Here is a 14,035-nt window from a genome sequence, read left to right as displayed (position 1 = left end):
GCATGCCTTTACCGCTTCCGGTCTTTTGCGAAAAAACCGAGTGCGTCCTTGAGGATTTCATTCGCGCGGCGCAGTTCACTGTTTTCTCTCTCCAGTTCAATTTCCCGCGCCGTCTTATCGGCGGATGCATAAGCCCGTCCGCTCCCGATATGCGCGCCGTCGCCATGCAGGGTTCGTTGCTTTCTCCATCCTTGTAAGGTGTAGTAGGCTACGCCTAACTGCTCGGCAGCCTTTTGCAGTCCAATCTCATCGCTTAATCTGACTGCTTCTTCTTTGAATGCTTTGTCGTACCGTTTCATTGTCTCCCGTCCCCTCGTTAGCTTTCATTTTATTTCATATGAGGGCGTTTTTCGACTGCACCTTTATCGTAGCACTCCATACCCCCGAATCCTTCCATGGTCCTGAAGCTTTTGGGAAAGGCGCGATTGGAGGCAATCCATAAAGACATATGGGCCTTTGGAGCCAACAACTTGCGAGAAGCGGACAAACTCATTCCTTCCGATTCGTGAATAGGTAGGTTGTCTCGGAGCGGACTCTTGTTCCGACAAGCGTTATGCCCGGCGAGGCATGCTAGTATGCAACCTTAACAAGGTGCGGGATCATAACCCCCTATAGACATGCATACATATGGGTGAGAATGCAGATAGGGGAGGCTGGGGAATGGACGACAAGAACGGCCGCAATCAGACAACCAATCAAGGCTGGCAAGGCGCCGCTCCTTCGCAATGGACAGGCGGTCCGCGGTCGGAGCGATACTCGCAGACGGTAGGAGAGCGCGGCCCGATTGTGGAACAAGACACCATGCTGCACGAGAAAAACGAAACGTTTATCCATGGGACCATACGAGAGCGCCCTTTGCATGTGAAGGGCTTCGGAGCCTTCGGTTATTTCGAGACGGTCAACTCGATGGCGGCTTATACGAAGCTTTGTTTCCTGCAGCACCCGGGCCAGCAAGTGCCCGTTGCCGTCCGATTCTCGCTGGCAGCCAGCAACAGGGGGACGCCGGACACTTTGCGCAATGTTCGCGGCTTCTCGACTAAATTTTATACCGAGCAAGGCATCTTCGACTTGATATGCAACCATCTTCCCGTGTTTACGGTGCGGGACCCCATGCGGTTCGTAGAGACGGTCAGCGCCTTCAACCCGTCGCCCGTCAACAACTTGATGGACCCCAATCGGTTCTGGAGCTTCTACGCGCACAATCCGGAGGCGACGCATTTCGTGCTGCAACTGTACTCCGACCTGGGAACGGTCAAGAGCTTCCGTCACATTCCGGGTTACAGTGTGAGCACTTATGTTTGGAAAAATGGGCAAGGTGTCCGTACTTATGTGAAGTACAACTGGGTTCCGTTCGCCGGAGCGCAGTATATCGATAGCCGGGAAGCGGCGCGGCTTGCCTGCGAGAACCCGGATTATGCGGGCAAGGATCTCTATGACACGATTGCTCAAGGCAAGACGGTGGAATACGGGCTATATGTACAGCTCATGAACCCGCAGGATGAAGCTGCGCTGCCGTTCGATCCGCTGGACGATACGAAGGTGTGGGATGTGCGGCAGTATCCGCTGTTGCCGGTCGGCAAGATGGTGCTGAACCGCAATCCCGACAATTATAAAGATCAGGTGGAGAAGCTGGCCTTTTCCCCGTCCAATATGCTGGAGGGCGCCGAGTTCTCGCTCGACAGGGTGCTTCAAGGCCGCGCCAATATTTATACGGATTCACAGCGTTACCGGTTGGGACCGGATTTCCGCAGCATCCCGATCAATCATCAGGCGAACTGGAAGCCATCGGACGAGGTAACAAGCGGCACCGGCAGCTATGCGGCAGGGCGGCTTGAGCGCACTGCACCTCCCAAAGGGGATGACTTCACGCAGCCGAGGCAATTTTACAACTCGTTGACGCCTGATCTCCAGGCGCATTTGGTCCACAACATTGCTTCCGATCTTGGCGCTGCCGTGCCGGAGCTGCAGCAGGCGGTGTTAAGCTATCTGGCCCAAGTGAGCCCAGAACTGGGGGAGAGCGTCGCCCGACAAATCGGGACCAACGGGATGGGATAGCGGTTGTATTGCCGTTGGTTTCCTGTATAATTCCTCCTATCGGATGTGATGGAAGGGGATTCCAAAGCAGATTCCAAAGCAGACTAATCCATCTGCGATAATGGGGGATGTTCGATGGACGATAATAATTTGGAGCAAATCGAAAACGATATATCGGTTCTGATCAAACAAATAATATTTGATATACGGCCTCAAAAAATAATAAATCCGGATACGTTCAGAATTTTATATGAGAGGCTGGACGAGTATAAAAATAAAATACACGATTCGAAGGTATTGAGCCGTTCGATGGCCGGGAAATTATTCTACCTTTATAGCTCTATGGTATTAGAAGCCAAGTATGATAGCTACAGTGATAGATTTATGAATGAATTATCCAAGCTGCGCATTTCTCTGCTCCATATCTATGACGAAGATATGTTGGCTTGATAAATCATCGGATATGACGGTCAAACACCTGGTGCGCTGACGTTCTAGCTTGGGTGGGGGGCCGATAGATGGGGTGGGGGGCGGCCGACGGTGTTGGATGACGGATTTTATGTGAAAAATCACATTGGCGCAGCACGATAATGGGTGGTTTGGGTGATTATATGTGAAAAATAGCATACATGGAGGAAATTCCGGCCCGAGTTGCTGGATGTATGCTAAAAATCACATAAAACGCTGCGATTGCCTCCAATTCAAGGCGATGAATGTGAAAATTCACATAAAATCGCAAAGTAACGCAAAAGTAAATCGCCAAAGCCCCCGGACCAGGGGGCGCTCTTGCCTGCACTCGAGCTTCAACGGCTTCGTGAGGAATGGAGGAGCTTATATTGGTGCGGGGAACAGCCCGTTGCTTTCTTGAATGCAAGGTAGAACGCTTTGTAGTCGGCATAGCCCGCCTCATGGGCAATCCGGATCAAGGGCGCGTTTGTGTCCGCCATCATCAGTCTGCAGGCATGCTCTATTCTTCTGCGGCGGATAGGTTGTTCATTACGTGATAACCGGAGCCGGAGCAGACATAGCAGATCTCCACAAAATCGTGGGTATGAAACTGCATCCGCTCTCTGTCCGGTTCCGGAAACTGAACGATGCTGAAGGCTTCCCCGTCTCTGAAGTAATGATCTCCCAGATAGGCTGCGTTGTGCCTCATCCCAATCGCCTCCCAAGACTGCAAATGACGATGATGAGAGCGCTGGATGTCGCGGAATTGGGCCAAAAAGCGGAGCTGACGGAGGTGCCCCGTCCGCGGGCAGACGACAATTCGATTGTAATTAAAACCGTATATTCGGGCATCAGCATCGGTACGGAGATGTGGATCGCCGAAGGCCATCGAGCGGACTACGGCGAGCCGCCGTTCGTGTACGGCTTACAATCTGGCAGGCCCGGATCTTGGCGCGGGAGTCCCGACGGCGGAGCTGCTGGGTCCTCATCTGCGGGAACGCGGAGCCGAAGTCGATGTATCCTACTATCGGCAGCCCGGCCATGAATTCAAGCCGCTGTACGCGATGGAACGAATGAAGGCCGACTTCGGCTTCGAGCCGGCTCGTTCCGTGCGCCGCCCCTGAATAATGCCAAGCAGGAGAGCGCCTTCGCGGGCGCTCTTGCCGTTCAAGGAGCCGCGATCGACCGCTTCAGCCGGTACTCGGCTGGCGTAATGCCTGTTCTCTTCTTGAAGACAACATAGAAGTACTTCTTGTTCTCCCACCCGATCCGCTCGATGATATCCTCGATTCCCCACGATGTCTCCTCCAGCAGTTGCTTGGCTCTGGCAATACGCACCTCCGTAATGAACTCCGACAGCGAATAGAGCTTATGCTCCCGGAACGTCTTGTTCAGATAAGCGGCGGACAGATGCAAGGTATCGGCCACATACGTGGCCGAGAGCGCGGGATTCATGTAATTCTCCTCCACGAAGCGCTCGGCGTGCTGGATGACGTGCTCCATCTTGTGGTTCTTCTCGTTGTTCATTCGGGCCGCGATGCCGCGGATCAGCAGCTCCGTCTGCTCCTCGATCTGGTCCAGCGTCTCCAGCGATTTGAGCCGTTCGAAGGAGGAGAAGTCCAGATCGAAGGCGATTCTCTTGTTCGCTTCGATCAGTTGTACGGTCTGGAACAGCGACAGGGACAAGTAAGACAGCGAGTACAGGATGCTGTCGGGATTCCTCGTTCTGAGCTCGTCGATGATGACGCGCAGGCAGCCCGCCGCTTCCTCCGGCTTGGTCTGCTTGAGTGCCTCCGTCAGCTTGTCGATCAAGGCGTAGTCGATCGGCTCTGCGCGCAGCTCCAGGCTGCGAATATCGCCTGGCGTCGCCGTGCAGCCGTGTCCAAGCACAAGCCGATTGGCCATCATGCCCGTCAATTGCTCGTAGAGCTGAGGCAGCTTGCGAATGCTCTCGCCGCCGGAGCTGACGAACACCGACAAGGACAAGCCGATGTAGTTCGAATAGAAGTCCCGTACGCTGCGTGCGGCCTGCACGACTTGCGGCAGCTCGGGCGGTTCGTCGCCGGTGAATTCCAGGTTCAGGACGGTGACGATATGATCGCTGCCCGCGTCGATCGATTCGCATCGATAGCGGGCGCCGAACGTCTCGTCGGCAATATTCAGCAGCGCATACTTGAGCAGCGAACGGTCCCGCTCGTGGAACCGGAGCTCGAACTCGTCGAATCGGTCGATCCGGAACAGGATGGCCAGTTGTCCCTCGAAAGGCTTCAGCTTGACGGCATGCTGGGCGAATTGTTCTTCGATGTTGCGGTCAACCGGATATTTGCCGAACAGCCAGCTTCGCAATTCACTCTGCTTCAGCTTGGTCAGGTTGCTGTTGCGGAACGATTCGAGACGCTCCAGCTTATGCAGCGAGCCGAGAAGCGAATCCGCGATGAATTCGACCTCGCTGCCGGATGCCCCGGACAACGAATCGGAGGAACGCCGTTTAAGCTGCACGGTCTGCATGTACAAGCTGCGAATCGGCGAGTACAAATTGCGAGACAGCAGGAAGGTCGTCAGCAGGCAGAGCAGAAGCGTAATGGCACCGATAATCGCCGTAAAATATTCGATGCTGCGCAGTTTGTCCTGTATATGCCGGTAAGGGGTCAGGTTGATCAATGTCCATTCCGGGGACGGAGATCGGGAGAAGGAGATAAACGACTTCTGCCCGTTGACGTCGGACAGGAAGTAGCCGGACGTCTTCTCGGATTGGCGAATCTGTCGGATATAGGGCTCCTGCTCGCTCCCCTGCCATTCCGAATCGCCGGCCGATTGGCCGATCACCTGCCCTTGTCCGTTCAGCAGAACAAGGCTGCCGGTCAGCGAATCCTGTTGCTCCCCCTGCCGGATGGACTGGAGAATCCAGTCCGCGCGAACATTGATGACCACCGCATTCTTGATTTGGCCGTTCAAATAATATTCCGACAAGAGGTACGTGTATACCCGGACCTGCGTCGCCCCCGAGTCGGCGTCCGGCAGCGTCCGCGGAATCGGCATGCTCATGCTGCCGGCGCTGCGCGATTGTTGGAGCAGGCTCACAACGTCCCGATCCTCGAATTCGCCCTTGCGGATGAAGTCCTGCTTGCCGATGCTGTAGTACGTATCCGAACGCCCGTTATAGATGTAGATCGAATGCAGGAACGGCGTGCTGTTGTAGGAAGCGTCCAACGCGCGGATGCTGGTCAACTGATCGAGCACCGAAGGCTGATCGTCGTACATGAGTTCGGTCACGCTGGGATTGCGGAACAGCGAATACATATAGATCTTGGCCGCCTCATCCATCTGGACGGCATTGTCGAGCAGGCGGCCGATCAGCTTCTCGTTGTTCTCGCCGAGCAAGTTCAAGGCGGCGGACTTGAACGTATAGAGCATCAGCAGGGTCAAGATCAGAACGATTAACGAAGCGAGAAAGGTGATTTTGACAAAAAGGTTGGTGAAGTAGGAGCGGAAGTTGGGCACAAACTTGTTCATGGCGTCACCTGCTTCGTTAGGACAAGCCTTCAGGCCGAAGGCTGTCATGTAATTCGAGTATACATGAAAATGTTTTCGATTGAGTGCGGAAGGCGGGGATTTCCGCAAATGTAAACGTCAATCGCAAATTCGAACCGCAGCATTCGGCCTCCCGGAGGCAGTTTGAACAAATACGGAGTTATTGAACCTGCGCCGCCGCAAGGCCGTGAACGTTGATCGTCGATTTGCACCGGCGGTTTGAACGGTTTCGGCCTTTTTGAACTATCTGCCGGCGGCCAGCTCGGATACGATGGGTTCAGACAGGCAACGACAACCGGCGATGACACAGGCAAGCGCAACAGACAACAGTTTGGCAGGGAGGACTTGGAATGGAATTCGGAAGAATGGGGATAAGGTTCCGGAAAAACAGGTTTATGCTCGGGCTGGCCATGCCCATGATTTTATTTGTACTGGTCTTTAGCTACGTTCCCATGTTCGGTGCGATTGTCGCCTTCAAGCGCTACAAGTTCAATGAAGGGATTCTCGGCAGCGAGTGGATCGGCATGACCAACTTTAAATTTCTGTTCCAGACGCCGGATTTGTGGAGGATTGTCCGCAATACGCTCGGCTACAACGCCTTGTTCATTGCACTCGATCTGGTATTCTCCGTTCTCGTTGCGCTGCTGCTGTTCGAATTGACGAGCCGCAAGTGGCTGAAGCTGTATCAGACCGTGATGTTCTTCCCGTACTTCCTGTCATGGGTCGTCGTCGCTTACATGGTATACGCCTTCCTGAACCCGCGGTCGGGGATGCTGAACCAGCTCTTCGAATGGTTCGGCTGGCCGTCGATCAACTGGTACACCGAACCGGGGCCTTGGACGGCGATCTTCCCGATCGCGAACCTGTGGAAGCAGATCGGCTTCTCGGCGATCATCTATTACGCGGGCCTGGTGGGCATCGACCAATCCTACTTCGAAGCGGCTCGCATTGACGGCGCCGGCCGCTGGCGGATCATGACGAAGATCTCGTTGCCGTTCCTGTATCCGGTCATCTCGATTCTGACGATTCTGGCGGTCGGGCATATCTTCGAAGCGGACTTCGGCTTGTTCTACCAACTGCCGATGAATTCGCCGGTGCTGCTTCCGACGACGGACGTCATCGACACGTTTATCTATCGGACACTGACGCAGATGGGCAACATCGGCGTCTCGGCCGCGGTCGGGCTGGTGAAGTCGGTTGTCGGTCTGGCGATGGTGGTGGCCGTCAACTTGCTGGTGCGCCGAATGAATCCCGACAACGCATTATTTTAGAGGAGGCTTCCATGTTGAAAGCGCGCGCAGTTAGATTCGATTGGGCGAAAATCGGCATTCACACGTTTTTTATCTTGCTCAGCTTGGTGTTTATCGTGCCGTTGTGGGCCATTGCGGCGATCTCGTTGTCGAGCGAGACGAAGCTGGTGAAGGCGGGGTACAGCCTGATTCCGCGACCGCTCGACTTTACGGCTTATCAATACATTCTCAAGAACCCGCTGGTTATTCTCGATTCGTACCGGGTTACGGCTGTCATGTCGTTCGCCGGGGCATTGCTCTCGCTGCTGCTTATCGCCACCTGCGCCTACGCGCTGGCCCGCAAGGACTTCGCTTACCGCAAAGCCATTACCTACTTTCTGTTCTTCACGATGCTGTTTAACGGCGGGCTTGTTCCCTACTATATTCTGATGACCAAGTACTTCCATGTGCAGAACACATATGCGGGGCTGATCCTGCCGGTGCTGGGAGGGGTATTCTATGTATTCCTCATGCGCACGTTCTTCTCGCAATTGCCCGAGTCGATCGTCGAGTCGGCGATTATTGACGGCGCGGGGGAAGCGCGGATTTTCTTCTCGATCATCATCCCGCTGTCGAAGCCGGTGCTGGCGACCGTCGGCCTCATCAAGCTGCTGACTTATTGGAATTCCTGGTTCCAGGCGCTCCTGTTCATCTCCGACAAGGAGAAGTATCCGCTGCAATATTTGCTTCAGGTCATGCTGCAGAACATTGAGGAGATTACGAAACAGATGAATTATATGCCGACCGATTACGAGGCGTTGTCGGCGATGCCGACGGAATCGGTGCGGATGGCGATGGCGGTGCTGGCGGTCGGACCGATGCTGTTCGTATTCCCGTTCTTCCAGTCATACTTCGCCAAGGGACTGACGGTTGGCGCGGTCAAGGAGTAAGGGAGAGACTCGAACCTCGAATTAAGATTGGCTTCGGCCAATTTTAAGATAATAATAGATGATTTATACAAGGGAGGCACCAACATGCAAGCAAACAAACGCTTCAAATGGACGACGCTGCTCGCGTTGGCGATCGGCATCTGTCTGCTGGTCGCCGGCTGCAGCGGGAATAACGGCAGCAACAACGGCAGCAACGGCAGCAACGGCTCCCCCGGCTCATCCGAATCGCAGCAGCCGAGCCAGAGCGGCGCCGATTCGTCGCCGGCGGCATCGGAGCTGAAGCCGGTCAAGCTCGTCTGGTACATGCGGACGGCCGAACCGACGAACGCGGACAAGGTGCTGGCGAAGGCCAATGAGATCATCCAGAAGGAGATTAACGCAACGCTGGAGATGAAGTGGGTCGAACCGGGCGATTATGTGCAGAAAATGCAACTGGTGATGTCATCGGGGGAAGCTTACGATCTCGCGTTCACGTCCTCCTGGTCGAACAACTACTTCGACAATGTCAGCAGAGGCGCCTATGTTCCGCTTGACGATCTGCTGGAGCAGTATCCCGATACGAAGAGTCTTTTCCAGCCGGGTATTCTCGATGCGGTAAGGGTGGGAGGCAAGCTGTATGCCATTCCCAACAACCAGACGATGACCAATTATGTCGGCTTCGTATTTATGAAGAGCCTGGTGGACAAGTACGGCATCGACCTCAGCACGGTGAAGTCGGGGACGGATCTGACGCCGATCTTTCAGAAGATCAAGGATAACGAGCCCGACATCATTCCGCTTCAGACCGGCGCTTCGTTCGTGTTCGATCCGGTGGTATCGACGGTCGAAGGGTTTGCGGTCAACACCGACACCGGGGAGGTCTACGATCGGGAGGCGCAAAATCTCGACGAATACAAGCTCTTCAAGGAATGGAACGAGAAGGGCTTCTTCCCGCCCGACGTGGCTACCCTCAAGGACTTCGAGCCATTGCTCAAAGCGGGGCAAATCTTCAGCTTCTCCGCGCGGATGAAGCCGGGGAATGCGGCCGAGATGCTGGGCAAGTACGGCTATGAATGGGTGGATTATCCGGTCAGCACGCCCGTAATCAACCGGGATGCGGTAACGGCGGGCCTGACGGCGATCAGCGCCACTTCGCCGAACCCGGATCGGGCGATGATGCTGATCAACCTCGTCAACACGAACAAGGAATTATTCAATCTGCTGACATACGGCATCGAAGGCGAAGACTACACGAAGGTGTCCGACAACCATATTGAGAAAATCGACGGCACGTATCGGGTATCCGGTTGGCTGCTGGGGAACGTCTTCAATAATTATCTGCTCCCCGGCCAGCCGGACGACCTGTGGGAGCAGACGCAGAAGGCGAACGATTCGGCCCTGATCGATCCGCTCATCAGCTTCAGCTTCGATCGTACGCCGGTGGAGAACGAGATTGCGCTGATCAACTCGACGCGGACGCAGTTCTCCCCGATTCTAAGCAACGGGCTGGATGATCCGGAGAAGATTCTGAAGCAGAGGGATGAGAAAATGGCGGCTTCCGGACGCGACAAAGTTATTGCGGAGATTAAGAAGCAATTGGATGCATGGCGGGCGAGCAACCCTCAATAACGTATTCGGGAGGTGCATCGATGAAGTTCTTCGTTCAAGCGATCGCGAGAATCGCCGCTTGTACGCTGCTGCTGGGGATTCTCTCCCCGGCCGTGGCGCCGTCAAGCGGATATGCCGATGACATGCCGGCCTCCAATGCCGATCTGGGCAGTCTTACCGTGAAGGGACAGCCGGTAAGCGGGTTCGATCCGGCTCGAACGGACTATACCATGAATGGCAGCGAGCCAGTGGCTCTGTCCGATATCGGATTTATCCTTGCGGACCCGAATGCAAGCGCTGTCGTTGTCGAAGGAGAGAGAGAGCCGTGGGCTCCCTCCCGACTCGACCCGGTGCTGTGGCTGGATGCATCCGTCGCCGCATCCGTCCCGTCGACGACAGCCGGCCGGGTCGACTCATGGAACGACCGCAGCGGCAACGGCCGCAATGCCGCTCCGCTCTCGGCAGCGACTGCTCCCGTGTATGCAGGCGAGGGCATGGACGGCATGGGCGCGATTGCGTTCGACGGCACAACTGCGCTGCAGCTTCCGGCGGATACGTTCACCGCCAGAGGAACAAGCTTTGTCGTCTGGAAGCCGAACCTGCTCGGCGATGTTGATTACCACGCTCTGGTGAGCGGTGTCGGCAACATCAACTGGTTCGCGCAGACAGCCGGAGGCGCCATGTTCCGCGCGGGCATCAACGGCGCCAACACGGATTACCGTCTGAATGCCGCGCTAAGCTCTGCCGATACGTACATCTCGGCTGCCGACACCTACGCGGCTAACTATCACTATTATTTGAACGGCGCCGAATTGACCGCCGCATCGTCGGCGGCGTCGGGCTCCGGATCGCCTTACATCGCATCGCGTGCCGGGAATCAACTGACCTATAATGGCGAGATCGGCGAGATCGTCTACGTGAGCGGCGAGGTGAGCGATGCCGACCGCCAGCGCATGGAAGGCTATCTCGCACAGAAGTGGAACCTTGCCGACCGTCTGCCTGCCGATCACCCTTATCGGGAGGAGGCCCCGTTGTCGGATCAGCCTATGTCCTTCCGGGTAATCGTGACGGCCGAGGACGGCGTTGCGCAGAAGACGTATACGATCACGCGGGCCGACGGTGAGAATCCGACCGAGACGCCTCCGCGAACGTTGGTCATTCCGCCCGAAGTGCCGACGCTGGCCGAGGCTCTTCCCGAACCGGGGCTGAAGCTGTATGTGGCCGTTGACGGGAACGACGGCAATCCCGGAACGCTGGCGCAGCCCTTGCGCACGCTGGCGGGAGCGCGGGAGGCGATTCGGTCTCTCAAGGCGGGAGCGGGTCTTCCAATTGGCGGAATTGCGGTTTACGTTCGAGGCGGAGAGTATCCGATGGATGCGTCATTCGTCCTGGAGCAGCAAGATTCGGGAACGCCGGAAGCGCCGATTGTCTATAAGGCGTATCCGGATGAACGAGCGGTATTGATCGGCGGCTTCGCGATTGATCCGCTGCTGTTCGAGCCTGTCACGGATACCGACCAATTGAATCGGCTGAGGCCGGCCGCCCGCAGCAAGGTGCTGCAGGTCGATCTGCACGCGCTGAACGTGACGGATTACGGGGAATTGCAGCCGAGCGGCTTCCTGTTCCCGGCGGTGACGCCGGCCAGCGGATTGTACGTCGACGGCCGGCCGACAACGCTTGCCCGTTGGCCGAACGAGGGCACCGAGATTACCGGCGATATCGTCGATCCGGGACCGGCGCCCGGCTTCGGGGATGCGGCCCCCGGAGGCTTCACGTTCAAGTTCACGAACGATCGGCCGCTCGGCTGGGCGAATACCGGCGATCTGTGGATGGAGGGGGCATGGTCGCGGGAATGGGCGATCAGCCGCATTCGAATTGCGGATATCGATCCGACGAACCGCACGATAACGACGGAGCAGCCCGCTCCTTACGGTGCCGTCGCCGGCCTGAACTATTACTATTTTAATATTTTCGAAGAGTTGGATACGCCGGGCGAGTGGTACCTGGATCGCGATCAAGGCAAGCTGTATCTGTATCCGCCCGAAGCGCTGCCGGGCAGCACGATACAATATTCGCTGCTTGACGGCCCCGTCATTCGGATGAATCAAGTCTCCGATGTCCGAATCGAAGGAATCGGCATCGAAGCGGTTCGTGCCGATGCGATCGTCATTGACGGAGGAGAGAACGATCTGATCGCCGGCTGCACGATCCGCAATGTCGCCCAGAACGCGATCGTCGTCTCGGGACGACATAACGGTGTCTACGGCTGCGATATCGGCAATATAGTCGGCCGCGGCATCGATCTGACCGGGGGAGATCGCGCTACGCTGGAGAAGGCGGGCAACTTCGCGCAGAACAATCATATTTTCAACTTCGGGTCTTCGGGGGATATCGGCAAGTCGGCTGCGGTGCAGATCGGAGGAGTCGGCAATATCGCTTCCCGGAACACGATTCACAACGGCGGGGGCGGAGGCATTGTTTTCACCGGGAACGAGCACCTCATTGAGCACAACGAGATCAGCAATGTCGTTCAGATGGTCAACGACTACGGCGGGATCTACGGCGGCGGACAGAACATAACCAACAGGGGAACCCACATCCGCAACAACTTCGTTCACGACATTCCGAACGCCCAGGGCATCTACCTGGACGATATGAATTCCGGCAACAACGTCTACGACAATGTGATTTATAAGGTCAAACAGCCGCTATTGATCGGTGGCGGCAGCGATCAAATCATCGAGAACAATCTGATCGTCCAATCGACCGATCCTTCGGCTCCTTCGATTACGTTCGATGAGCGAGGACTCAGCCAGGAGGTCTATCAGGATCAGGGCACATGGTGGGAACGCAGCCGGCAGGGCATCTACAGCACGCTCGCCGCCGTCCCCTTCCAAAGCGAGCCTTGGCGCTCGACGTATCCCGAGCTGACGAACGCGCTCAGCGAGGATCTGCCGACGCCGAAGCGGAATGCGGTGCGCAACAATGTCATTGTCGATCATCATCCGCTTAACCTGATGCCTTCCGTGACGACGAACGGCATAGTGGAGCACAATCCGACGCTGACTTCGGATCAAGGCATCGCGTTTAACGATCCGCAGCAGCTTGACTTCGGGCTTCGCCCGGAATCGGTCGTCTTCGCGCAAATTCCATCCTATCGGAATTTCGACTTCAACCGAATCGGGGTGTTCGCGGACGGTTCGTACCGAACGGCTTCCATCGCGATGGATACGCCCGTGCCGCTCTTGCCCGAGGCGCAGAGCGCGACGACGAGACCCGGCAACGTGCTGTTGAAGTGGCTGGCTTCCGGGATGGCCGACGAATACCGCGTTGTCGTCTCCGCGCATGCCGACCTCTCGGAGCCGCTGTATGATCGGACGACCGGGGCGGCCGCAACGACGGTGCAGCTTAACGATTACGATCGGGTTTATTACTGGAGGGTGGAGGCGAAGTCCGACAGCCGATCGTATCAGCCTCCGGCAGAAGCGTCGGCGATCTCTTCCTTCCGCACGGTGACGGCGACGGCCGCGCTGGCTTCGATGACAAGGGCGGCCGAATGGATATACGACGCTCGGGAGTCGGACAGCGGCTATTCGGCCGACAGCAGGCAGCGATTCGCGCTGGCGATCGCGGATGCCAACGGGGCGTTAAGCGACAACGCGCTTGATGAGGAGCAAGCGAAGACGGCGGTGGAGCAGTTGCAGAACGCGGCCGCGCTGTTCCTGAACTCCGCGACCGGCGATCTGACGGTGAACGACACCTTCGATGACGACGCGGAAGGAGCCTTCCCGTCGCCCTCCGTTACACAGGGAGGAGCGGGCTTCGGCTACGTTCTGACGCCGGGCACCGATACGGTCATTCGGGACGTCGCGGTCGGGCTGAGCGCAGGGGCGGAGGGCAAGGCGCTGATCGTCACGGACGATTCGACCGATAAGTATGCCGTCGTGCAGAGAACGTTCGACAACACGTACGGCAAAATCGTGGTCGACTACCGGATCAAGCCGGAGCAGACGGACGCCGTGCTCAACATCAAGCTTCGCAGCGGAGGCTCCAGCGATCCGGTCTATATCGCCTTCAACTACGACGGCAATATTTATCTGGGCGTCAACGGCTTCAATCTTGGACCTGATCTGCGCGCTTACGAGGCAGGCGACTGGTACGATATTCGCTATGTCGTCGATCTGCTGCAGATGACGTATGACATCTATATCAATGAAGAGCAGCTTGTCGCCGGCCGGGCGTTCGACAGCATCTACA

The 14,035-nt window shown here is 56.6% G+C and carries 9 protein-coding genes and 1 pseudogene; 6 read left to right on the top strand and 4 right to left on the bottom strand.

What is annotated here, in order from left to right:
- Positions 1 to 8 precede the first annotated feature (8 nt).
- Complete coding sequence (locus tag E6C55_RS06490) at positions 9 to 299, bottom strand: transposase (RefSeq protein ID WP_136368971.1); 291 nt, start codon at positions 297 to 299, stop codon at positions 9 to 11.
- 361 nt (positions 300 to 660) lie between these two features.
- Between E6C55_RS06490 and E6C55_RS06485 the strand changes: the two genes are divergently transcribed.
- On the top strand, positions 661 to 2,055 hold the full coding sequence (locus tag E6C55_RS06485; protein ID WP_136368970.1) for a catalase: 1,395 nt from the start codon (positions 661 to 663) through the stop codon (positions 2,053 to 2,055).
- Positions 2,056 to 2,169: 114 nt separating this feature from the next.
- The gene (locus E6C55_RS06480; protein ID WP_136368969.1) at positions 2,170 to 2,484 is read left to right on the top strand and encodes a hypothetical protein; all 315 of its coding nucleotides are present in this window, start codon (positions 2,170 to 2,172) and stop codon (positions 2,482 to 2,484) included.
- A gap of 353 nt (positions 2,485 to 2,837) precedes the next feature.
- Here E6C55_RS06480 and E6C55_RS35325 read toward each other — a convergent pair whose 3' ends face one another.
- The 3 genes from E6C55_RS35325 to E6C55_RS06465 all read right to left on the bottom strand — a co-directional run bounded on the left by E6C55_RS35325 (position 2,838) and on the right by E6C55_RS06465 (position 5,994).
- The gene (locus E6C55_RS35325) at positions 2,838 to 2,981 is read right to left on the bottom strand and encodes a helix-turn-helix domain-containing protein (RefSeq protein ID WP_407923691.1); all 144 of its coding nucleotides are present in this window, start codon (positions 2,979 to 2,981) and stop codon (positions 2,838 to 2,840) included.
- A gap of 20 nt (positions 2,982 to 3,001) precedes the next feature.
- Entirely contained in the window at positions 3,002 to 3,190 is a 189-nt protein-coding gene (locus tag E6C55_RS06470; protein ID WP_136368967.1) for a cupin domain-containing protein, read from the bottom strand.
- Positions 3,191 to 3,648: 458 nt separating this feature from the next.
- Positions 3,649 to 5,994 carry a helix-turn-helix domain-containing protein gene (locus E6C55_RS06465; protein ID WP_168735493.1) on the bottom strand — a complete coding sequence of 782 codons (2,346 nt, stop codon included), beginning with the start codon at positions 5,992 to 5,994 and terminating at the stop codon, positions 3,649 to 3,651.
- A gap of 368 nt (positions 5,995 to 6,362) precedes the next feature.
- On the opposite strand from E6C55_RS06465, the gene E6C55_RS06460 reads away from it, so the two are divergent.
- From E6C55_RS06460 to E6C55_RS35320, 4 genes and pseudogenes are all read left to right on the top strand, one after another.
- A complete protein-coding gene (locus E6C55_RS06460) occupies positions 6,363 to 7,283 on the top strand; it encodes an ABC transporter permease (RefSeq protein WP_230986568.1) in 921 nt (306 codons plus the stop codon).
- An 11-nt stretch (positions 7,284 to 7,294) separates the two neighbouring features.
- Positions 7,295 to 8,191: a carbohydrate ABC transporter permease gene (locus E6C55_RS06455; protein ID WP_136368965.1), complete on the top strand. Its 897-nt coding sequence runs from the start codon at positions 7,295 to 7,297 to the stop codon at positions 8,189 to 8,191.
- 84 nt (positions 8,192 to 8,275) lie between these two features.
- Positions 8,276 to 9,799 carry an ABC transporter substrate-binding protein gene (locus tag E6C55_RS06450; RefSeq protein WP_136368964.1) on the top strand — a complete coding sequence of 508 codons (1,524 nt, stop codon included), beginning with the start codon at positions 8,276 to 8,278 and terminating at the stop codon, positions 9,797 to 9,799.
- A pseudogene (locus tag E6C55_RS35320) lies at positions 9,775 to 14,025 on the top strand (right-handed parallel beta-helix repeat-containing protein); the annotation flags it as partial. The gene E6C55_RS06450 and the pseudogene E6C55_RS35320, both read left to right, overlap by 25 nt.
- Positions 14,026 to 14,035: the final 10 nt, after the last annotated feature.

Origin of the sequence: Cohnella fermenti (assembly GCF_004801405.1) — a bacterium.
In the GTDB taxonomy this organism is placed as follows: Bacteria; Bacillota; Bacilli; order Paenibacillales; family Paenibacillaceae; genus Cohnella; species Cohnella fermenti.
Note: the sequence above shows the minus strand (reverse complement) of the source record. Positions and strands in the feature narration are given on the sequence as shown.

What these genes read in the sequence shown, in the direction of transcription:
- E6C55_RS06465 (WP_168735493.1), bottom strand. Translation starts at nt 5,994, where the DNA reads ATGAACAAGTTTGTGCCCAACTTCCGCTCCTACTTCACCAACCTTTTT.
- E6C55_RS06480 (WP_136368969.1), top strand. Translation starts at nt 2,170, where the DNA reads ATGGACGATAATAATTTGGAGCAAATCGAAAACGATATATCGGTTCTG.
- E6C55_RS35325 (WP_407923691.1), bottom strand. Translation starts at nt 2,981, where the DNA reads ATGGCGGACACAAACGCGCCCTTGATCCGGATTGCCCATGAGGCGGGC.
- E6C55_RS06460 (WP_230986568.1), top strand. Translation starts at nt 6,363, where the DNA reads ATGGAATTCGGAAGAATGGGGATAAGGTTCCGGAAAAACAGGTTTATG.
- E6C55_RS06450 (WP_136368964.1), top strand. Translation starts at nt 8,276, where the DNA reads ATGCAAGCAAACAAACGCTTCAAATGGACGACGCTGCTCGCGTTGGCG.
- E6C55_RS06470 (WP_136368967.1), bottom strand. Translation starts at nt 3,190, where the DNA reads ATGAGGCACAACGCAGCCTATCTGGGAGATCATTACTTCAGAGACGGG.
- E6C55_RS06490 (WP_136368971.1), bottom strand. Translation starts at nt 299, where the DNA reads ATGAAACGGTACGACAAAGCATTCAAAGAAGAAGCAGTCAGATTAAGC.
- E6C55_RS06485 (WP_136368970.1), top strand. Translation starts at nt 661, where the DNA reads ATGGACGACAAGAACGGCCGCAATCAGACAACCAATCAAGGCTGGCAA.
- E6C55_RS06455 (WP_136368965.1), top strand. Translation starts at nt 7,295, where the DNA reads ATGTTGAAAGCGCGCGCAGTTAGATTCGATTGGGCGAAAATCGGCATT.